Annotated in this window: 14 protein-coding genes; 10 read left to right on the top strand and 4 right to left on the bottom strand. The window is 65.2% G+C overall.

The genetic code is table 11. The annotated features are described in order from the left end of the window. Window positions 1–192: 192 nt before the first annotated feature. On the top strand, window positions 193–597 hold the full coding sequence (gene arfB / locus EJV47_RS02730; RefSeq protein WP_126691595.1) for an alternative ribosome rescue aminoacyl-tRNA hydrolase ArfB: 405 nt from the start codon (window positions 193–195) through the stop codon (window positions 595–597). Between the two features lie 40 nt (window positions 598–637). Here the strand turns inward: arfB and EJV47_RS02725 are convergent, their stop codons facing one another. Then, window positions 638–1,273, bottom strand: coding sequence for a hypothetical protein (locus EJV47_RS02725; RefSeq protein WP_126691594.1), 636 nt, complete (start codon window positions 1,271–1,273; stop codon window positions 638–640). 180 nt (window positions 1,274–1,453) lie between these two features. Continuing rightward, the gene (gene mgtE, locus EJV47_RS02720; RefSeq protein WP_126691593.1) at window positions 1,454–2,845 is read right to left on the bottom strand and encodes a magnesium transporter; all 1,392 of its coding nucleotides are present in this window, start codon (window positions 2,843–2,845) and stop codon (window positions 1,454–1,456) included. A 331-nt stretch (window positions 2,846–3,176) separates the two neighbouring features. Between mgtE and EJV47_RS02715 the strand changes: the two genes are divergently transcribed. From EJV47_RS02715 to EJV47_RS02700, 4 genes are all read left to right on the top strand, one after another. Beyond that, window positions 3,177–4,010 carry a cyanophycinase gene (locus EJV47_RS02715; protein WP_126691592.1) on the top strand — a complete coding sequence of 278 codons (834 nt, stop codon included), beginning with the start codon at window positions 3,177–3,179 and terminating at the stop codon, window positions 4,008–4,010. A gap of 177 nt (window positions 4,011–4,187) precedes the next feature. Then, complete coding sequence (locus EJV47_RS02710; protein WP_126691591.1) at window positions 4,188–5,465, top strand: OmpP1/FadL family transporter; 1,278 nt, start codon at window positions 4,188–4,190, stop codon at window positions 5,463–5,465. 22 nt (window positions 5,466–5,487) lie between these two features. Next, window positions 5,488–6,798, top strand: coding sequence for an SGNH/GDSL hydrolase family protein (locus EJV47_RS02705; RefSeq protein WP_126691590.1), 1,311 nt, complete (start codon window positions 5,488–5,490; stop codon window positions 6,796–6,798). A gap of 259 nt (window positions 6,799–7,057) precedes the next feature. Next, entirely contained in the window at window positions 7,058–7,540 is a 483-nt protein-coding gene (locus tag EJV47_RS02700) for a hypothetical protein (RefSeq protein WP_126691589.1), read from the top strand. Between the two features lie 76 nt (window positions 7,541–7,616). Here the strand turns inward: EJV47_RS02700 and EJV47_RS02695 are convergent, their stop codons facing one another. After that, the gene (locus tag EJV47_RS02695) at window positions 7,617–8,603 is read right to left on the bottom strand and encodes a YpdA family putative bacillithiol disulfide reductase (RefSeq protein ID WP_126691588.1); all 987 of its coding nucleotides are present in this window, start codon (window positions 8,601–8,603) and stop codon (window positions 7,617–7,619) included. A 267-nt stretch (window positions 8,604–8,870) separates the two neighbouring features. Here EJV47_RS02695 and EJV47_RS02690 point away from each other — a divergent pair, with 267 nt between their 5' ends. Both EJV47_RS02690 and EJV47_RS02685 read left to right on the top strand, forming a co-directional pair. Beyond that, a complete protein-coding gene (locus EJV47_RS02690; RefSeq protein ID WP_126691587.1) occupies window positions 8,871–9,332 on the top strand; it encodes a hypothetical protein in 462 nt (153 codons plus the stop codon). Between the two features lie 176 nt (window positions 9,333–9,508). After that, complete coding sequence (locus EJV47_RS02685) at window positions 9,509–9,958, top strand: lipocalin family protein (protein ID WP_126691586.1); 450 nt, start codon at window positions 9,509–9,511, stop codon at window positions 9,956–9,958. A gap of 391 nt (window positions 9,959–10,349) precedes the next feature. On the opposite strand, the gene polA is transcribed toward EJV47_RS02685, so the two are convergent. Next, on the bottom strand, window positions 10,350–13,238 hold the full coding sequence (gene polA / locus EJV47_RS02680) for a DNA polymerase I (RefSeq protein WP_126691585.1): 2,889 nt from the start codon (window positions 13,236–13,238) through the stop codon (window positions 10,350–10,352). Window positions 13,239–13,490: 252 nt separating this feature from the next. On the opposite strand from polA, the gene EJV47_RS02675 reads away from it, so the two are divergent. The 3 genes from EJV47_RS02675 (at window position 13,491) to EJV47_RS02665 (ending at window position 21,367) form a co-directional block, all read left to right on the top strand. Then, window positions 13,491–16,052 carry a T9SS type A sorting domain-containing protein gene (locus EJV47_RS02675; RefSeq protein ID WP_126691584.1) on the top strand — a complete coding sequence of 854 codons (2,562 nt, stop codon included), beginning with the start codon at window positions 13,491–13,493 and terminating at the stop codon, window positions 16,050–16,052. A gap of 185 nt (window positions 16,053–16,237) precedes the next feature. Then, window positions 16,238–18,742, top strand: a complete 2,505-nt coding sequence (locus EJV47_RS02670) for a T9SS type A sorting domain-containing protein (protein WP_165903589.1) — start codon at window positions 16,238–16,240, stop codon at window positions 18,740–18,742. Window positions 18,743–18,856: 114 nt separating this feature from the next. Then, a complete protein-coding gene (locus EJV47_RS02665; protein ID WP_126691582.1) occupies window positions 18,857–21,367 on the top strand; it encodes a T9SS type A sorting domain-containing protein in 2,511 nt (836 codons plus the stop codon). Window positions 21,368–21,431 lie beyond the last annotated feature (64 nt).

Genomic DNA, 21,431 nt, shown 5'->3' with positions numbered 1-21,431 from the left:
GGGGGGTAACCGCCCGCTGGCTCCGGCCGGTGGGCGGTTACTGCTTGTATGGACCGGCAGGGCTGTCCGCGCTACGGCGCCCGCGGCACGGTTCCGGCGCAGAATACTTCACTGCCCGCAATCAACCATCTTTGCCCGCTTGCGAATAAGGAAGACGCAACGAGTCGTTGCCCATTATCAACCACCCCATCCATGCTACCCGCCCCCGAAGCTTTCTGGTCCGAACTCCAGGTGCAAACCAGCCGCAGCAGCGGGCCGGGCGGGCAAAACGTGAACAAGGTGGAGTCGCGGGTGGAGCTGCGCTTCGACGTGGCCAATTCCCTGTTGCTGAGCGAGGAGCAGAAGCAGCGCATCCTAGAGAAAATTGGTCCTCAGCTCACCGCCGACGGCCTGCTGGTCGTCACCGCGCAGGAAGACCGCAGCCAGCTGCGCAACAAGGAGCTGGCCCTCAAGAAGCTGCACGACGCGCTGCTGAAAGCCCTGCACCGGCCCAAGCCCCGCAAAGCCACCAAGCCCAGCGCCGGCGCCGTACGCAAGCGCCTCGAAGCCAAAAAGAAAAACAGCGAAAAAAAGGCGAACCGGCGGCAGGACTTCTAGCTGCGTCTTAAAGTCGATAGGCGGCTACCGTCCACCGGCTCTAGTTCAGATCCAGGCCGAACAGGATGCCAACCCAGGGCCGGTGCTGGTAAATCCACACCCGGCGGTCGGGACCGAGCAGGTGGTCGAGGCCCGCGGCCAGGCCCACGTTGAAGCTGCGCGCGTCGTACAGCGTGGCGGCGCCCGCGTGCAGCACGAAGCCCTCGTACTCGGGGCCGCCCGCCCGGCCCGTAACGTCGGCGGTAATGGCCGTGGAGCCCAGGCCCAGGAAAGCGCCGTAGCCCAGGCCCGTAGCGCGGATGCGCGCAGCACGGTGCCAGGGCGTGACGGCCTGCTGGCTGAGGTAGTAAAAATCGAGCCGCCGGCCCAGGTACACGGCCGCGTTGAAGGTGGTGTTCAGCTGAACCGGCACCCCCGCCCGGGCCGGCCGCACTTTCACCGGGATGGTAAACACGTCCAGGTCGAAGCGGCGGTTGAGCAGCAGCGCGTGGTGGTCGGGCCGCAACTGGTAGCGGCGGGCCCGCGGCGTGGGGGCCGAGCGCGGAATCAGCAGCAGAGTATCGGCGTGCTGCTGCACGTACAGCTCCTGCCGGCTCAGCTGCCGCGCCAGCGAATCGGCGCCGCCCAGGTGCATGGCCCGGTACCAGCCGTCTTCCAGCTGGCTAACGCGGCCCACCGCGGCGCAGCCGCCAAGCAGCAGGGCAATGATTGAATGAGCGCATGACCGAATGATTGACTGGCGCCAAGGACTGCGCCAGTCAGTGGGGCCATCTATAACATGGCGCACTGCCTGCCGGAAAGCTGACATCATGGGTGCCATCTGAGCATTCAATCAGTCGCTCTTGCAGTCATTGCCTCAGAGCAGCGTGCCCGACAGCACGGCCGTGGCCACCGAGAAGTAGATGATCAGCCCGGTCACGTCCACCAGGGTGGCCACGAAGGGCGCCGAGGCCGTGGCCGGGTCGAGGCCCAGGCGCTTGAGCAGCATGGGCAGCATGGCCCCCGACAGGGCGCCCCAGAGCACGATGCCCAGCAGGGAAATGCCCACCGTCACGGCAATCAGCTGCCAGTACGAGCCGAAATAGCCCGGATCGATGAGGGTGGCCCAGAGCACAATGCGCAGGGAGCCGACCACGCCCAGGATGGCGCCCAGCAGCAGGCCCGAGGCCAGCTCGCGGCGCATCACCATCCACCAGTCGCCCAGCGTAAACTCGCCCAAGGACATGGCGCGGATAATCAGCGACGTGGCCTGGGAGCCGGCGTTGCCGCCCGCCGAAATGATGAGCGGGATGAACAGCCCCAGCACGGCGGCCTTCTGCAAGTCGTCCTCGAAATGGTGCATGGCCGAGGTAGTGAGCATCTCGCCCAGCAGCAGGATTACCAGCCAGCCGGCCCGCTTGCGCACCATCTGCCAGATGCTGGTGGCCAGGTAGGGCTCATCGAGGGCTTCCGAGCCGCCCAGCTTCTGAATGTCCTCGGTGTCTTCCTCTTCCCGGATGGCCAGGATGTCGTCGATGGTCACGATGCCGAACAGCACGCCCTCTTCGTTGACTACCGGCAGGGCCGTGCGGTCGTTGCGGCGGAACACGTCGATGGCCTCTTCCTGGTCCTGCATAGCCCGCAGGCGCACGAAGCGGCGGTCCATCAGCTCGCTCACGCGCTGGTCGGGCTTGGCGAAGAGGAACTCGCGGATGCGAATGTCGTCGATAAGCACGCCGCGGTCGTCGATGACGTACACCACGCTTACCGTCTCGGAGCCGGAGCCGTGCTCCCGGATGTAGTCGAACACCTGCTGCACCGTCCACTCTTCGCGCACGGCAATGTAGTCGGGCGTCATCAGGCGGCCCACCGAGTACTCGGGGTAGCCCAGCAGCTCCAGGGTCACGCGCCGCTCTTTTTCGGAGAGGGTCTGAATCAGCTCCCGCACCAGGTCGTCGGGCAGAAACTCCAGCAGGGCGGTGCGGTCGTCGGGCGACATCTCGTTCAGGATGTCGGCAATGCGCTCCTGCGAGAGGCTTTCGAGGAAGTGGCGCTGCACCTCCAGGTCCAGAAACTCAAACACTTCCGTGGCCCGCGTGAGCGGCAGCAGCCGGAAGATGATGAGCTGATCCTGCTCCTCGCGCTCCTCAATCAGCTCTACCAGTTCCGGCGTATCCAGACTTCGCAAAAGCTTCTTGAGGCGAAACAAGTCGCGCTGTTCGAGCAGGTCCGGAATTTGGGCCAGGGCCAGTTGCTGTTGCGTGGTCATAAAAGCGGCAAGGAAGGTGTTTCGCTAGGCAAAACGGGAGTTGGTGAAACGGCGCGCAAAAGTACCCGAAGCGCCGAAAATATCCGACCCGGAAACCATCATTTCTCCGAGAAAATTTACCGGTTCCAGGTCCCGCGCCAGCGGCCCGCTGGTACGGTTGTAACGTGTTTATTAGCAAGGTGCTGGCCTTCCGGGCGCTGGTTGAGCTTGGCCGGCCCGCGCCGGGCTGCCGAACGGCCCGCCAGTACCCAAGCGCCGCCGGGCGGCGTAGCCTTTTCCGCGCCAGCACGTAGCTTTGGCCGCCGCCTAGCTGCTATCCGCCGCCCTGCCTATGCCTCCCGCCCGTACGCTCCCCCAAGGTACCGCCCTGGCCCTCGGCGGCGGCGACGACGATGCGCTGCTGGCCCTGCTCTGCGAGCTGCTGCCCCCGGGCGCCGGCCCGGTAGAGGTCGTCAGCACCGCCGCTACCCAGCGGGCCGTCAAGACCGGGCGCAACTACGTGGCCGCCCTGCGCGAGCTGGGCTGCGCCCGCGCCTACCTGCTGCGCGTGGATGAGCGCAACCCCGCCAACCGCCCCGCCGCCCTGCGCCGCCTGGAGCGGGCCGGGGCCGTGTTCTTCACCGGCGGCGACCAGGAGCGCATTACCGAGTTCTGGCTGAATACGCCCGCGCTGGAGGTGCTCTGTCGCCGCTTCATGCAGGAGCCGGGTTTTATCGTGGCCGGTACCAGTGCCGGGGCGGCCGTGCTGCCCGATTCCATGATCGTGGCCGGCTACGGGGCCCGCTCCCTCACCAAGGGCGGTATGCACACCGCCGCCGGCCTGCACCTGCTGCCCCAGCTCATCATCGACCAGCACTTTGCCGAGCGGGGCCGCTTCGGGCGGCTGGCCCACGCGGTGCTGCAGCACCCGGCCGCCCTGGGCCTGGGGCTGGGGCAGGAAACCGGCGTCATCATCCGGGGCGGGCGCGAGGCCGAGGTGTTCGGCGACGGGGTGGTGATGGTGGTGGACGGAACCAAGCTGCGCAACGACAACCTGGGCCGCATCGGGCGCGGCGAGCCGGTGGCGGGCGAAAACCTGCGCGTGCACCTGCTGGTGGCCGGGCAGCGCCTGGATTTGCGCACCCGCCGTGTATTGCCCGCCCAAACCGGAAATACGCCCGATTAACGACTGTTGTTGGGTGTTGAATTTTTCATATATGAAAAATGGTATTTTGACTATGGATTCAGCCCGGGTAGTAATTACTCACTTTCCTGGGTGAAATACTCGGCATGCCGCCTTGTTTGTTGGCATTTACGCCCTACATTTAGCTCACACAACCCCTTTTCCCTTTTCCCTTCGGGTATGAACCTAAAAAATCTACTCCTTGCCGGAGGTGCTCTGCTGGGCGCCACGGCCGCTCAGGCGGGCGGGTTCCAGGTAACGCTGGCCGGGCAGAAGAACAACGGCATGGGTGGCGTCGGGACCGGCCTCGCGCTGGACCAGGCTTCCATGTTTTACAACCCCGGCGCGCTGGCTATGGTGCGCGAGCGGGGCGTGCAGATTGGCGTCAACGCTACGATGGCCCGGCAGGTATTCCGCGCCGAGGCCGCGCAGTATTACAACACCGACCGGCAGCTCGACAATACCGTGACCACGCCCTTTAACCTCTACGCCGGCTTCGGCCCGCAGGAAGGTAAATGGAAGGCGGGCATTGCCGTGTACACGCCCTTCGGCTCCAAGCTCGACTACGGCTACAACTGGGAAGGCCGCTTCGCCCTGACCGAAATCGATTTGAAGTCCGTCTTCGTGCAGCCCACCGTCAGCTACGCTATTACTGACAAGCTGAGCGTGGGCGCCGGCCTGGTGGTCTTCGCCCTGGGCTCGGTAAACCTGCAGCGCGACATTCCGGTGCAGAACAATACCAATGGGCAGTACGGCCACATCGAGCTGGACGGCAAGGCTGACCAGAAGCTGGGCTTCAACGCCGGGGTGTACTTCAAGCCCACCGACAAGCTGAGCGTGGGCGTGAGCTACCGCTCGAAAATCGACGCGACGGTGAAAGGTGGCGACGTGACCTTCTCGAACCTGCCCAACAGCGAGGTCATTGCCAGCCGCTTCGCCGCCAGCAAGTTCGACGTGACCATCCCGCTGCCGGCCACCACCAACCTGGGCATCGGCTTCATGCCCTCCGAGAAGCTGACCCTGGGCCTAGACGTGAACTACACCCAGTGGAGCGCCTACAAGCAGCTGGAATTCACCTTCGACCAGCCCGTCAACGGCTCGAACACCAGCTCCTCGGTGCGCGACTACAAGGACTCGTTTACCTTCCGCGTTGGCGGCCAGTACCAGGTGACGGACGGGCTGACGGTGCGCGCCGGTGGCAGCTACGACCTCTCGCCGGTGAAAGACGGCTACGTAACCCCCGAAACGCCCGACGCCAACCGCATCGGCGGCACCGTGGGCCTGAGCTACAAGTTCGGGGAGCATTTCGGCGTGGACCTCTCCACCCAGTTTGTAAGCCTGCAGAAGCGCACCCAGACGCAGGCCGAGCTGGTAGCCAATGGCAACACCGACCGCGTGGCCGGTACTTACAAAACTCAAATCGTCATTCCGGGCATCGGGCTGAACTACACCTTCTAATTCCGTCCTCGACGTTCCTCGTATGAACACGCTTGCTAAATACACCCTTCCGGCCCTGGCCCTGCTGAGCCTCGGGTTGGGCAGCTGCCAGCCCGAGTTTCACTCGCCCAAGTTCGAGGCCGGCTCGGCCGACTTTACGCGCTACATCGCCGTGGGTAACTCCCTGACGGCGGGCTTCTCCGACGGGGGCCTGTACCGCGAAGGGCAGGTCAACTCTTACCCCAACATCCTGGCCCGGCAGTTCCGCCTGGTCGGCGGCGGGGCCTTCGAGCAGCCCTTGTTTTCCGAAACCCAGTTCAACGGCTCGGGCTACCTGCGCCTGACGGGCTTCTCGGCCACGGGCACGCCCGTGACGGCCAACGTGACCAACAACCTGGCTATCCGGGCTACCACGCCCACCACGCTCTACACGCGCTTTGATACGCGCGTTGATAACCTGGGCGTGCCGGGCATCCGCTTGAGCGACATCCACACGGCGGGCTACGGCAGCCAGGCGGGCAACCCTTACTTCGAGCGGATTACGCCCACCACCACCCCGCTGCAGAGCTACTTTCAGCGGGTGAAGGCCGAAGCCGCCACGGCGACGTTCTTCTCCAACTGGCTGGGCAACAACGACGTGCTGGGCTACGCCACCACCGGCGGCCTGGGCGGCGTCATCACCCGCACCGACACGTTTGCCCTGAAAAACAGCCGCATCATCAACGCGCTGACGGCCAACGGGGCCAAGGGCATCGTGGCCACCATTCCGGACGTGACGAACGTGCCGTTCTTTACCACCGTGCGCGTGGCCGACGTCCGGGCGCGCTTCAAGGCCGCCAACGCCAACCTGGACGTGTACATCCAGGTGACGGGCTCGAGCGGCAACACCACCCGCCTGGCAACCGATGCGGACCTGATAACGCTGCAGGGCTCGGCCGTTATCGGCACCACCACGACCGGCAACCCGTTCCCGGTAGGTGCCGGCTTGTCGGCGGCGCAGTCCAACCCCATCCCGAACCAGTTCGTGCTGGATGCCACGGAGCAGGCCAATGTGCAGGCGGCCACGACGGCTTTCAACAGCGCCATCGTAGCCAAAGCCAACGAGAAGGGCCTGGCCATCTTCGATTCCAACACCTTCTTCCGGAGCGTAGCCCAGTCGGGCTTCGTCACGAACGGCGTCAACAACACGGCCGGCTTCGTGTCGGGCAACCTGTTCTCGCTCGACGGGGTGCACCCCACGCCGCGCGGCTACGCCGTGGTGGCCAACGAAATGATTCGCGCCATCAACGCCAAGTACGGTTCGACGCTGCCGCTGACCAACCCGAACGACTACCGCGGCGTGCTGATTCCGTAATCGGCATTCGTGCGGAGCTGCAAAGCCCCGGTCTGCAAGGCAGGCCGGGGCTTTTTGCTGGGCGTAAGTAGCTGGGGGGGGCTGAAATGCGGCGCGGGTATAACACGTAAATGGGATGCGGCGCACCGAATTATTGTTACCGGGCTCGTTTATTCAGAATTGGTATAACCCATTTGTGTCTGTGTAAAATTATGTATCTGGCTGGGTTGGGGCCTAACATTGCATCACCAAACAACGCCCCTCAACCCAACCTACCGCTATGAAAACCACGCGTTTCGCCCTACTGGCCCTGGCCGCCCTGCCGCTGCTCACCGCCTGCGAAAAGGACAAGGAAAAAGTAACCCCGAAAACCCCTACCGAGCTGCTGGTGGGCAAAAACTGGGTACAGACGGCCTGTACCGTCAGCCCGGCCGTGCGCACCGCCGACGGGCGCCTGATAACCAACGTGTACGCCGAGCGCAACTCCTTCGACCGGGACGATTTGTGGCACTTCGAAAAGCCCAATACCATGCGCCACGACGAAGGCGCCACCAAGCGCAACGCCAACGACCCGCAGAGCTACGACGGCACTTGGAGCCTGGAGCAGAACGACCGGCTGCTGCGCGTGAAGGTACCCGGCCTGGCCTACGACAACAGCTACGACGTGCAGGAAATCGGGGACAACACCATGCGCCTCTCGGGCGTGAGCACCGACGACGCGGGCGTGGAGCACACCTATTCCTTCACCTACACCAAGCAGTAGGCGCCGCGCCCTTGCCCGTTGCCGTCGGCCCGCCGCGGCTCCGCTAGCTGCGGGGCCGCGGCGCGTGCTTTGCGGGCTACTGGCCGGCCAGGTGCCCGGCAATGACGCGGGCGTGGTGGCGGCCGTTTTCGATAAACCAGCGGCTGGTGTTCAGCCCCCCGCACACAGTGCCGGCCAGGTACACCCCGGGCCGGTTCGTTTCGAAAGTGTCAGGATTGTACGTGGGCGTGCAGGCCGCGTCGGGCTGGGTGCCGATGCCCAGGGCCGCGAGCAGGGCGTAATCGGGACGGTAGCCGGTGAGAGCGTACACGTAATCGGCGGGCACGGTGAGCGGGCCGGCGGGCGTGAGCAAATCCACTTCGGTGGCGCGAATGGCTTGTACCGTCGTCTGGAAGTGCGCCGTGATGCGGCCCTCGGCAATGCGGTTGAGCAAGTCGGGCCGAATCCAGTATTTCACCGAGGCGCTGACCTCGGCGCCGCGCACCACCAGCGTGGCCTGGGCCCCGGCGCGGGTGAGGGCCAAAGCGGCCTTGGCGGCCGAGTTTTTGGCGCCCACCACCAGCACCCGCTGCCCGGCGTGCTGGTAGGGCTCCTTGTAGTAGTGGCTGACGTGGGGCAGCTCTTCGCCGGGCACATTCAGCTTCACGGGCACGTCGTAGAAGCCGGTGGCTACCACCACGTAGCGGGCCCGGATTTCGCCCTTGTCCGTCACGACGCGGTACTGGGCCGGCTCCCCGTCGAGGCGCAGCACCCGCTCGTAGAGGCGCAGCGGCAGCTGTTCGGCGCGGGCGACGCGCTGGTAGTAGTCGAGGCCTTCTTCGCGGTGGGGTTTGTAGTTGGCCGTCACGAAGGGGTGGCCGCCGATTTCGAGCAGTTCGGGCGTGGAGAAAAACTCCATGTTGGTGGGGTAGCCAATCAGGGAGTTGACCAGCGCCCCTTTATCGACGACCACCACGGAGAGGCCGCGGCGCTGAATCTCGATGGCGCAGGCCAGCCCCACCGGGCCAGCCCCGATAACGACGGCGTCGAAAGCGGTAGTAAGGGAAGAATCTGGGGTGAGCATACGAGTGCAATAAGCGCAAATGCCCGTTTTATGTTGCGCCCCGCGCGCTTTGGGTCAGGGACCTGCGCCCGGCCCGGGAGCAGTGTGACCGTAGCCAAAGGCCGTGAGGAGAGGCGGACGGGTGAGCCAGGTAGTGGCCAAAATGCCGGCTGGGAATAGATTTGCGGCGTCGAACTGGTTCGGGTGAGTAATGCAGCTCAAGCAGGACCTGATTAGCAGCGGGCGCAGTTCGGCGCGTGTCTATTCTCAAAACCCTGATTTCTTCTGATGAAGCGCGTTGCATTAATCACTACCCTGGCCCTGACCTGCGTTTTTACTGCCTGCAAAAAGGACAAGGAACAACCCAAGACGACGACGGAGCTGCTAACGGCGAAGACCTGGAAGATTACGGCCAAGACCAAGCAGGTGGACGCGGCGGCGCCTACCGATGAGTACGCTGCCACCGGCGCCTGCCTGCGCGACAATACCTACAAGTTCGAGGTCGGCAATACGTTCGTCGCCGACGAAGGCGCCATCAAATGTTTGCCGGTACAGACGTTCAGCGGCAGCTGGAGCCTGAACAAAAACGACAAAGAGCTAACGGTGCTGGCCCTCGACCAGCCTTCGGGCTTTTTTGTGTCGTTCCACGGCACGCTGGAAGAAATCAGCGCCTCGAAGTTCGTGCTGGTGGAGACGGATGGGCTTAGCAGCCCCATCATCGTCACCCGCACTACCTTTACGGCCCAATAAGCGGGCGGCAAGCTCAGAAAACGCCCCGCTTCCCGGTTCGGAAGCGGGGAGTATCATCAGGAGGGGAGAATGGGATTTCGCAGGGTGTTATATAACCTTTGTGTAATTAATTAAAATAATAGTTATATTAATTGTTGGGTTTGTGCTACATTGGAGTCAATCCAATCCACTGCCCCATGAACCGAGCCCTACTCTTCTCACTGGCGGCGCTGCCGCTGTTTGTCGCCTGCAAGAAAGACGACCCCAAGACCAAGACCGAACTGCTGACCGACAAGAATTGGCAACTAAAAGCGGCCACCTCCGACCCCGGCCTGCCCGTCAATGGCACTACGGTGACGGACTACTACGGGCAGCTGCCGGCCTGTGCCAAAGACGACATCGAGCGGTTCGAGAAGCCTAACGTGTACAAGTTCGACGAGGGCTCGAACCGCTGCGCCAACTCCCCGCAGACCACGGTAGGTTCCTGGGTGTTCAGCTCCGACGAAAGCAAAATCACCATCACGGACGCCTCCGGTTCGCAAACGGCAGATATTTTGGAGCTGTCGGAAAACACCATGAAACTCAAGTTTCAGATTCCGGGCGGCAACGTGACGTACAACATCACGGCGACTTACAGCAAGCTGTAGGTCCACGCCAAGTAATGAGTCCGCCCGGCAGCAATGCTAACGCTTACGCCGACTGCAAAGAGGATAACAGCCTGAAGTTCCAGGCCAGTAGACTCATGACCATGGATGAGGGCGCCGTGCCCTGCACCCCGACCAATGCACAGGGCCAGTCAGGGGTGTGGTCGGTAAGTGGTCATTACCTGACCTACATGATACTGGACTACGACGGCGGTGCCTGGGAGAACTGACTGCAACCAAGTATGTCGCATCGGCCGTGTCCACGACGAATAATGTAAAGCTGGTCGTCCGTCGTACCTACACGGCCCTGTAGACTGAGCTAGTACCAATGCAGCAAGAGCGGACCGTACTCCACGGTCCACTCTTGCTGCATTGGCACCGGGCCGACGAGGCCTTAGTGGGCTTCCAGCCAGTTCGAGCCGGTGCCCACTTCCACTTCCAGTGGCACCTGCATGGGCAGGGCGTTGGCCATCAGGCGCTTGATGTGGGGCGTGATGTGCGCCACCTCGTCCTTGGGCGCGTCGAACACCAATTCGTCGTGCACCTGCAGAATCATGCGGGTAGCCAGCTTTTCCTGCTGCAGCCAGTCGTGGATGTGAATCATGGCCACCTTGATGATGTCGGCCGCCGTGCCCTGGATGGGGGCGTTAATGGCGTTGCGCTCGGTGTAGCCGCGCAGGGTGGCGTTGCGCGAGTTGATGTCGCGCAGGTAGCGGCGGCGGCCCAGCAGGGTCTCGGCGTACTCCAGGTCGCGGGCCTTGCGGATGCTCTCGTCCATGTACTGCTTCACGGCCGGGAATTCCTGGAAGTAGGCGTCGATAAGGTCGGTGGCTTCCTTGCGCCCGATGCTCAGGCGCTGAGCCAGCCCGAAGGCCGAAATGCCGTAGATGATGCCGAAGTTGGCCGTTTTGGCCTTGCGACGCATGTCGGAGTCCACCTGGTCGAGCGGCACGCCGAAGATTTTGCTGGCCGTGCTCTGGTGAATATCCAGCCCCTTGCGGAACGACTCAATCATCGTGGGGTCCTGGGAGAACGAGGCCATGATGCGCAGCTCGATCTGCGAGTAGTCGGCCGCCACGAGCAGGTGGTCGGCGTCGCGCGGCACGAAGGCCCGGCGGATTTCGCGGCCCTTCTCCGTGCGAATCGGGATGTTCTGCAGGTTGGGGTTGGTGCTCGACAGGCGCCCGGTGGCGGCCACGGCCTGGTTGAAGGAGGTGTGAATGCGCCCGTCGACCTCGCACACCAGCTGGGGCAGGGCGTCGACGTAGGTGCTCTTGAGCTTGGTGAGCTGGCGGTGCTCCAGGATGAGCGCCGCAATGGGGTGCTCAGCGGCCAGCACGCTCAGGATTTCCTCGCCGGTGGCGTACTGCCCGGTTTTGGTCTTCTTGGGCTTGCCCCCGATCTGCAGCTTATCGAACAGCACCTCGCCCAGCTGCTTGGGCGAACCGATGTTGAACGGCTCCCCCGAAATCTTGAAAATCTGCTCCTCGACCTCCGTGATGTAGCCCTGCAGGGTGCCCGAGTAGTCGGAGAGGGCCGAGGCGTCGATGCGCACGCCCTCGTACTCCACGTCGGCCAGCACCGGCACCAAGGGGTTTTCCACCTCGTTGAGCAGCGGCAGCAGGCCCTGGGCGTCGAGGCGCGGCTCGAACACGTTTTTGAGCTGCAGGGTCACGTCGGCGTCTTCGCAGGCGTAGTCCTTCACCTCGGCGGGCGGAATGTCGCCCATGGTTTTTTGGTTTTTGCCCTTGGGCCCGATCAGCTCCAGAATGCTGATGGGGGTGTAGTGCAGGTAGGTTTCGGCCAGCACGTCCATGTTGTGGCGCATGTCGGGCTCCAGCAGGTAGTGGGCCAGCATGGTGTCGAACAGGGGGCCGCGCACCGTCACGCCGTAGTGCTTGAGGATGCTCAGGTCGTACTTGATGTTCTGCCCGATTTTGCGCACGTTTTCGGCCTCGAAGAAGGGCCGGAACTCGTCGACAATGGCCTGGGCGGCTTCCATATCGTCGGGGCCCCAGGGTACGGGCACGTAGTAGGCCTCGCCCGCGTGCCAGCAGAACGAAAGGCCCACCAGCCGCGAGGTCATGGTGTCCAGCCCGGTCGTTTCGGTGTCGAAGGAGACTTCCGCCTGCTTCACCAGGAACTGCACCAGGCTTTTGCGGGCTCCGGGCGTGTCGACGAGGTGGTACTGGTGGGGCACGTCGCCGAGGGTGCGGCGCGAGCCCACAAACTCCGGCTCGGTCAGCTCGATTTCGTCCGCATCGGCCCCTTCGGCGGCGCGCTGCACCGAGCCGTCGGCCGAGTCGAACAGGCCGGGGCCGCCGGCAGCCGTTTTGGGCCGCCGGGCGCCGCGCGAGCCGCCGGCGCCGCCCGCGGGGCCGGGGCGGGTGGCGCCGGCGTCGTCGAGGATGCGGGCGGCCAGCTGCCGGAACTCCAGCTCCTCAAACAAATCCTTCAGCGCCTGGCCGTCGGGCTTTTCCAGCTCCAGCTCTTCGGCTTTAAAGTCGATGGGCACGGAGGTATGAATGGTAGCCAGCTCCTTGGACATGAGGCCTTGCTGGGCGTACTGCTCCACGTTTTCGCGCTGCTTGCCCTTGAGCTGGTCGGCGTTGGCAATCAGGTTTTCCACCGTGTCGAACCGCTCGATCAGGGCCTTGGCCGTCTTCTCGCCGATGCCCGGAATGCCCGGAATGTTGTCGGAGGCGTCGCCCATCAGCCCGAGGATGTCGATAACCTGCTCCACGCGCTGCACGCCGAACTTTTCCTTCACCCGCTCCACGTCGACCACCTCGGCGGCGTTGCCCATAAAGGCCGGGCGGTACTGCTTGATGTGCTCGGTCACCAGCTGGCAGTAGTCTTTGTCGGGCGTCATCATAAACACCTCAAAGCCTTCTTTCTCCGCCTTGCAGGCCAGCGTGCCGATTACGTCGTCGGCCTCGTAGCCATCCACCTTCAGAATGGGAATGCGAAAGGCCTTGATAATCTGCTTGATGTAGGGAATGGCTAGGCCGATGTCTTCGGGCATGGCCTGGCGGTGGGCTTTGTAGTCGGCGTACTGCTCGTGGCGGAAGGTTTTCTTGGCCGCGTCGAAGGCCACGCCAATGTGGGTGGGCTTTTCCTTCTGCAGCACTTCCACCAGGGTGTTGGTAAAGCCCAGGATGGCCCCGGTATTGAGGCCCTTGGAGTTGATGCGCGGGTTTTTGCTGAACGCGAAGTGCGAGCGGTAAATCAGCGCGAAGGCGTCGAGCAGGAAGAGTTTTTTCGGGGCGGGGGCGTCGGACATGGGGCGAAAGTACGGGCCGGAAATGGTTTCGCTAACGAATTTAGTAGCGGCCGGGGATTAGCACCGGATGGTCAGGAGCGTTTGGTGGGGAACCGGCGCCATTGGGTAGTACGGGCCTAGCGGATACGCGGCTACCTAGGGGGCTATTGGCGCAGCAATTGCGGCTTTAGTCGGCGCGCCGGGCAACCTTTAATGGATGGCGGTGGTCATACCCCTGTTCAGTGTTTTTAATCCTTTTTTCACTGGTTTCGCATGAAATTACCCTTACTTATTGGCTGCCTCGTGGGCGTTACCGTGCTGGCAATGAGTCCCAAAGCAGCCACGGCCCAAACTGCTGACTCCAGCTTCCGGGTGCCCAGCATTTTTCAGGTCAGTGACATCGGCGACGTGGCCCAGCAGTCCGACGGCAAGCGCATCATCGTGGGCGGCTTCGATTACGTGAACGGGCATCTGGCCCGGGGAATAGCCCGGCTGAACGTGGATGGGTCGTTGGACCAAGCGTTTCAGGCCAACGCCCGCGTCACCAAATCCTCTTCTTCGATACTGAGGCGGCCCGCGCAAGTGCGCGTGATGCCCAACGGCAAAATTCTGCTGGCCACCTTCGGCAACTCCCAGGATACGCTGGTGGTAAGCGGGCTGAAGCGGGTGGAGCTGCTGATGCTGAATCCCGATGGCACGCCGGACCCTGGTTTCAACGCCGGCGCCGGTAGCCACAATGACAACTACCTGACCAACCTGCTGGTGCAGCCTGATGGTAAAATCCTGGTGGCCGGCCCCATTGCTTCATTTAATACCTCGCCCCGCTTCCGGCGCATTGTGCGGCTGCTGGCCAATGGGGCGGTAGACCCGGCCTTTGATGCGGCGCTGGACCCCATGCGCGAAATAACCGCCGTGGCCCTGCAGCCCGACGGCAAGGTGGTCATCAGCGCCGACTTCTACCGCTACAATTCCAGCCAGACCGATAGCCGGGTGGTGCGCCTGCTGCCCAACGGCACGGTCGACACCAGCTTCCAGGCCTACACCACCACTACGCGGGTGAGCAAGCTGCTGGTGCAGCCCGATGGGCGCGTGCTGGTGGCCGGCACCGGTGGGGCCGCCGCGGGTAGCACGGGGCCGTACAGCAACAGCATCGAGCGGCTGCTGCCCAACGGGCAACCCGATGCCTCGTTTGCCCTGGCCGCCTTGCTGGCCAACCCGCGCCCCCTGATCAACGGCTACCTGACCGACGTGGCCCTACAGCCCGACGGCAAAATCCTGGCGGGCATGTCCATTGGCGGCAGCTTTCAGCTGGTGCGGGTGAATGCCGACGGCAGCGCCGACAACACCTGGCAACCCGGTCGGGGGCCCAACTGGGGGCCCGCCGCCGTGCGCGTTATGCCGGACGGGCGCATCCTGATCGGTGGCCACCTCACCCGTTGCGGCGACGAGGCCGGCGCCCTGTTTCTGCTGTCGGCCACCGGAACGATTGACCCGAGCTTCCGGCCCTCGGTGCAGGTACCGGGGCTGGTATCGGCCCTGGCCCAGCAGCCCGATGGCAAGCTGCTGGTCGGGGGCACGTTCCACGAAATCGGGACGACCGTGGCTGATAACCTCGCCCGCCTCAATGCTGATGGCTCCGTCGACGCGTCGTTTACGGCCCAGAGCCGCACCGATGGCGCCGTGTATAGCCTGGGCCTGCAGCCCGACGGCAAGGTGCTGGTCGGGGGCTACTTCACGACCGTAGGCACTAGCCCGCGGACCGGCCTGGCTCGTGTGCTGGCGGCTGGCGGACCCGATGCAAGCTTCGACGCCAATGCCCAGTTTGCGGGGCAGGTAATCGTGCGCAGCGTGTTGCTGCTGGCTGACGGTAGCGCCTGGGTCGGCGGCCATTTCCAGACGGTAAATGGCCAGTACAGCCTTGCCAAAGTGGGGGCCGATGGTAGCGCCGATACCCGCGCGACCGTGCCGACGGTAAGTGGTATCGTCAACGCGCTGCTGCTGCAGGCCGACGGGCGCATCCTGGTGGGCGGGCAGTTCGGGCGCCTGGGCAGCGTCAATACGCTGAACCTAGGGCGGCTGTCGGCGGCAGGGGTGCCCGAGGCCGGGTTCGTGATGACGGGCTTCAACGACCCGTTTTTTGAAGTAAAGTCGTTGTTGCAGCAGCCCGATGGCAAGCTGCTGGTGGGCGGTTGGCTGAGCTTTGCCGACAAGGTGCGGCGCCTGGAGCTGAACGGCAGCGCCGATGCGGGCTTCGTGGCCAATACGCCGGTGTACGGTGCCGAGGCTATGGCCCTGCAAGCCAACGGCGGTATTCTGGTGGGAGGGTCGTACGTAGCGTCGCATACGCCCCGTGAAGTCGTATGGGGAGGCCTGGGGCTGCTAACGCCCAGCGGCTCGGTCGACCCTGGTTTTAGCCTGCTACGCGGCCCCATCAGCGACCCGGCTCAGAACCAGCGCGTGACGGTGCAGGCCCTGCTCACCCAGCCCGACGGCAAGGTACTGGTGGGCGGTAATTTTGTGCAGGCCGGTGGCGAGCCGCACCTAAGCCTGGTGCGGCTGCTGGCGCCGGGGGTGCTGGCCACCGCCGGCCCCAAAGCCACGGCCCGCCTGCAGGTATACCCAAACCCTGCCCACGGCACGCTGCACCTTTCCCTGGCCGCTACCGCTCAGCCGCAGCTGGTACACCTGCTGAATCTGACGGGCCAGCGGGTGCTGACGCAGTCTGTAACCGGCCCGGTCATGGACCTCGACGTGCGCCAGCTGCCCGCCGGGGTGTACCTGCTGCGCGTCGACTACGCCGATGGGCCGGTGACGCGCCGGGTGGTGGTCGAGTAGCAAAAAACTGATTTGGTGGCCCCGGCCGGCGCAGCTACCGCTGCGCCGGCCGGGACTTTTTCGGACTGCCCCTAAACCAATGGCCGGGTAAAGCGACATTGTTTGTGCACTTTAGCCGAGCAATTATGAAACCCCGTCCAGCCAGGATGAGGGGGCAGTGTTTTTTCACTCTTCCGATTATGCCTATGAATAACCGCCTACCCCTGCTGGGGGCCTGCCTGCTGCTGGCCCTGGCTGCCCAATTGCCTGCCGCCCGCGCGCAGAGCCTGGACCCCACATTTCAGCTCAGCGACTATTACCGCGAGGCCCGCATCAGCGACGTGGCCCAGCAGCCCGACGGCAAGCGCGTGGTGCTGGGCGACTTTACCCGCGTCGATGGGGTGGCGCAGGCCCGGTTGGTGCGCTTCAATGCCGACGGTACCCTAGACCAGGCCTTCAACGCTAACGTGGGCGGGGTCCGGTGGGCCGACAAGCTGCTGCTGCTCCCCGGCGGCAAGCTGTTGCTGCTGAATGCCCGCTACGAGCAGGGCACCACCGTGCGCACCAGCCTCGTGCGCCTGAATGCCGATGGCACGCTCGATGCCAGCTTCAGCCCGAGCGGCCTGATTCCGGATGCGCAGCCCTCGGCGGCGGTCGTGCAGCCCGATGGTAAACTTCTGGTTGGCAGCAGCAACGGCGGGGGCATCGGCTTGGTGCGGCTGCTGGCCGATGGCGCCCCCGATACCAGCTTCGGGGCCGCGCTGGGCCGGGGCATGAGCGTGTCGCGGCTGGTGCTACAGCCCGACGGTAAAGTGCTGGTGGCCGGCGACTACCTGTATTTTGGCGGCACCTCGGAAACCTCACTGGTACGCCTGAACGCCGACGGCACCCGCGACACCGGCTTTCAGTTGGTGGCCAATGCTCCCGGGGTAGCCGACGTGGTCTTGCAGCCCGACGGCCGTGTGCTGCTGACTGGCCCGGGCGCCGCTGGCCGCCCGGCCGTGCTGCGGCTGCTGGCCGATGGAACCCCGGACGCCTCGTTTGGGCTGGATGCGGGTATTGCCCCGGCCCTAGAGGGCGAGCGGCTGGCCCGGCAGCCCGACGGCAAGCTGATTGTGAGCTTCCGAGGCTTCGCGCCGACGCCCACTCCTGGGCCGCGCCTGTTGCGCCTGTTGGCCGACGGCACGCTGGACCCGACTTTTCAGGTAGGTGCCGGGGCCGACGGTGAGGTGCAAGCCTTGCACCTGCAGACCGACGGGCGGCTGCTCGTGGGCGGCATCTTCAGCAATTTCAACGGGCGGCGCCGCACGCTGACGCTGCTGCAGCCCGATGGCAGCGTGGACGCCGGCTTTGCTCCCCGCCTGCAGCTGCCCGGGGCCGTAGCTAAAGTGGCCGTACAGGCCGACGGCAAGCTGCTGGTGGCCGGTGCCTTCAACACCGTCGGCGGGCACGTGACCGACCGCGTGGCGCGCCTGCTGCCCGACGGCCGCGTCGATCCGACTTTTGCGGTGCGTATGCCGCGGAGCGGGGGCTGGGGCGTGGAGCAACTGGCGGTGCAGCCCGATGGCAAGGTGCTGCTGGCGGGCGTGGGCGTCACGAACGGCCGCGGCCTGCTCACCTTCGCCCGTCTGACCACCGCCGGCGCCGAGGATGCCGCGTTTAGCCCCGGGCCGGGCCTGCCGCCCACCAACGGCGGCGAAATCAACCTGCTGGCCGTTCAGCCCGATGGTAAAATCGTCGTGGGCGGCGACTTGCCCGACGCGGGCGGGCGGCGCTTTCTCACCCGCATGAACGCCGACGGCAGCCCGGATACGGGCTTTTCGCCCCTGCTGGCCGGGCAGCTGGACGGCCTGGACGGCGGCTGGTTGCAGGCCGACGGCAACGTGCTCTACTACGGTATCGACGCGGCCAGAACCTTTTGCGTCGTTCGGCGGGTACTGCCCACTGGGGCCGACGACGCGCCCTTCAGCACGCTGGCCGCCAATGCGGTCCGCTCGGTGTACGACATTACCGGCATCACCCGGCAGCGCTCCGGCGCCTACGTGCTGGCTACCAACAGCTATACTTCCAACAGCGCGCTAGTGCGACTCAGCCCGACCGGCGCCCTCGACCCGACATTCAGCACGCCCATTGAGCAATACCTGGTGGCCGTTTACGAAAATGGAGTGCGGGCCATGGCCGTGCAGCCCGATGATTACTTGCTGGTGGGCGGTATAATGCATCTGCCCAGCGTCGCTCCTAATCTGTACTACCCGCTGGTGCGCCTGCAGCCCGACGGCCGGCTGGATACCACATTCGACCCGGCTTTTTTCGGCTCCAGTACCTCCAGCGGCACCTCCACCTACGTCCAGGACGTGGCCGTGGACAGCAACGGGAAAATCCTGGTAGCCGGGCTGCTGGAACGCGCCGGGCAGCAAGCCGTGACGGGGCTGGTGCGCCTGCAGAGTGCCGGAGTGCTGGCGGCCGGCAGCCGACGCGCTGCCGCCCTGCGCGTGTACCCCAACCCCAGCCGCGGGCTCCTGCATGTGCAGGCCCCGGGCCTGCGCCCCCGCTCCCTGACCTTACTCAATGCCCTGGGACAGATAGTGCAGCAGCAGAGCATGCCGACCGAAACGTCTACCCTGGATACAACCCAGCTGCCCGCCGGGGTGTACCTGCTGCGCGTCGACTACGCCGATGGGCCGGTGACGCGCCGCGTGGTCATAGAATAACCGCCGGCCGGCTACTGGCTGCCGGGCGGGTCTTCTTAACAGTTTGTACAACCTCTTGCCCGTGGCCACTTAGCCCTGGCGCATGTCCCAGTTGAATTCCTTCTCATTCTTTATATGAAGCGTACCCGTTTACTCTTTCTGATGCTGGCGCTGTGGCTGCTGCGGCAGCCGGCACAGGCCCAGACGGCCGACCCCGCATTCTATCCTGCCGAAATCTACCAGCCGGCGGCGGCGCAGGACGTGCTGCTGCTCAGCGGCGGCGGCCGCCTGATCCTGAGCAACACCAGCCGCGTGGCCGAAGGCAGCACCAGCACGGGCTTGGTGCGCTACACCGCCAGCGGCCAGCCCGACGTGGCCTTCAACGGCGCCGTGTCCGGGTTCAAGTGGATGCCGCTGGCCGTGGCTGAGGACGCCGCCGGGCGTCTGCTGGTGGCCGCGCCGGCCGGCATCGAGCTGGGTGGGCAGGACTACGGGGCCTTGGTGCGGCTGCTGCCCAGCGGTGCGCCCGACGCCAGCTTTGCCCAGCAGCAGCCCGTTAACGGCACCATCTCCAGCCTGCTGGTGCAGCCCGACGGCAAGATTCTGGTGGCCGGTACCTTTGGCAGCTTTGCCGGCGTGCCGGCCAGCGGCCTGGTCCGCCTCAACGCCGACGGCACGCCCGATCAGGCTTTCCTGACGGCGCTGGGCGCCGGGCTGGGCGGGCAGACGTTTGCGCCCAAGCTGGCCCGGCAGCCCGACGGCAAGCTGCTGGTGGGCGGCTCGTTCAGCACCGTGGCCGGGCAGCCCCGCCGCGCCCTGGCCCGCCTGAACGCCGACGGCTCGCTCGATGCCTCCTTTGCGCCCGCCGTGCTCAGCTCGGCGCTGGTGGGGGCCTTGGCCGTGCAGCCCGACGGCAAGATTCTGGTGGGCACCTTCAACGGCACGCGTCTGATGGGCGGCAGTACGCCCGTCGTGCGCCTGACCAGCACCGGTGCCCTGGATACGTCCTTCAACCCGCCCGCAACGCTGGCCACGGGCAATACCATGAACAACGGCCGCAGCCTGGTGGTGCTGCCCGACGGTAGCCTGCTGGTGTCGTCCAACGGCGGGGTGAGCACGCAGAGCCGGGTGGCGCGGCTGTCGAGCAGCGGGGCGGTGGTCAGCGGCTGGCACGTGTCCTCCTTCGGCGACATCGGCCGCTTCAACTCCTTCGCGCCGCTGCCCAACGGGCAGATCCTGGCGGCCGGCACGCCCACGCGGATGGCTTCGTTTACCAGCATGCCGGTAGGGGTGGCCCTGCTTAATGCCGACGGCACCTACGACCCCAGCTTCGCGCCGCAGCTGCGGGCGGCCGGCAACGTGCACGACGTGGCCCTGCAGCCCGACGGCAAGATGGTTATCATCGGCAACTTCACCGACGTCAACGGCGCGGCCGTGCGCAACCTGGCGCGCCTCAACCCCGACGGCACCGTGGACGCCGGTTTCGCCGTCAACTCCCCGCTGCTGGGCACGCAGAACGCCGCCAACGGGCGCAACGTGCTGGTGCAGCCCGACGGCAAGATTCTGGTGGGCGGCGACTTCGCCTTCGTTGGGCCGGCGCCGCGGGCCGGCCTGGCCCGCCTCCTCGCCGATGGCAGCCTCGATACCAGCTTTGATCCGCCGTTCCGCCCCAACACAGCGACGTTTACGGGCGGGCAGGTGCAGAAGACGGCGCTGCTGCCCAACGGAGATATCCTGGCCAGCGGCATCTTCTACTACCCCGGCAACAGCAACTATCATAACCTGGTGCGCCTGTCGGGCGCGACCGGGCAGCTGGAGCCAACCTTCCAGCCGCTGTCGGGCTCGTACCTCACCAATCTGCTGCCCCTGCCCGACGGCAAAATCCTCATCAGCTCCGACTACGGCACCGAACTGGTGCGGCGCCTGCTGCCCAACGGCGCCCCCGACGCGTCGTTTACCACCATCACGTCGAGCGACCTGTATTCGGCCGTGTACGGCATGGAGCGTTACCCCGACGGGCGGGTGCTGGTGTACGGCTACTTCCCCGACCTCAACGGCGTGCCCGCGGCCGCCATTGGCCGGCTGCTGCCCAACGGCCAGCCCGACCCCACCTTTGTGTCGGGTCTGAGCGCGACGCTGGATCTTATTCAGGTGGCGGCCCTGCAGCCCAACCAGCGCGTGGTGTTCGACAGCGACTACCGCAGCCTCAAGCGGGTGCTGCCCGACGGCGGCCTGGACCCTTCCTTTGATGCCAGCACCCCCAACGTCTACGAAGTGAGCCGCATCCTGGTACAGCCCGACGGGGCCCTGCTCGTGGCGGGCTCGTTTGAGCGCATTGCCAACTCCCCGCGCATCGGCATTGCCCGCCTGCTCGCCGCCAACGTGCTGGCCGTGACGTCCGCGCAGGCCGCGGCCATGCTGCAGGCTTGGCCGGTGCCGGCCCACGGCCAGCTGCACCTGCGCCTCGACGCCCAGGCCCAGCCCCGGCAGCTGGCCCTGCTCGACGCGCTGGGCCGGCCCGTGCGCACCCTGGCCCGCCCCGCGGCCGCCCTTGCCCTGGACCTGCAAGGCCTGCCTGCCGGGGTGTACCTGCTGCGCGTCGATTATGCCGCCGGGCCGGTCACGCGCCGCGTGGTTATCGAGTAAGAAACCATCCGCAACACCTAGAAAAGCCCTGGCTGTAAGGCCGGGGCTTTTTTGTGGGGTATTA

Origin of the sequence: Hymenobacter gummosus (assembly GCF_003970915.1) — a bacterium.
Lineage (GTDB): Bacteria > Bacteroidota > Bacteroidia > Cytophagales > Hymenobacteraceae > Solirubrum > Solirubrum gummosum.
The sequence above is the reverse complement of the archived record's forward strand: the minus strand, read 5'-3'. Positions and strand labels throughout refer to the sequence as shown.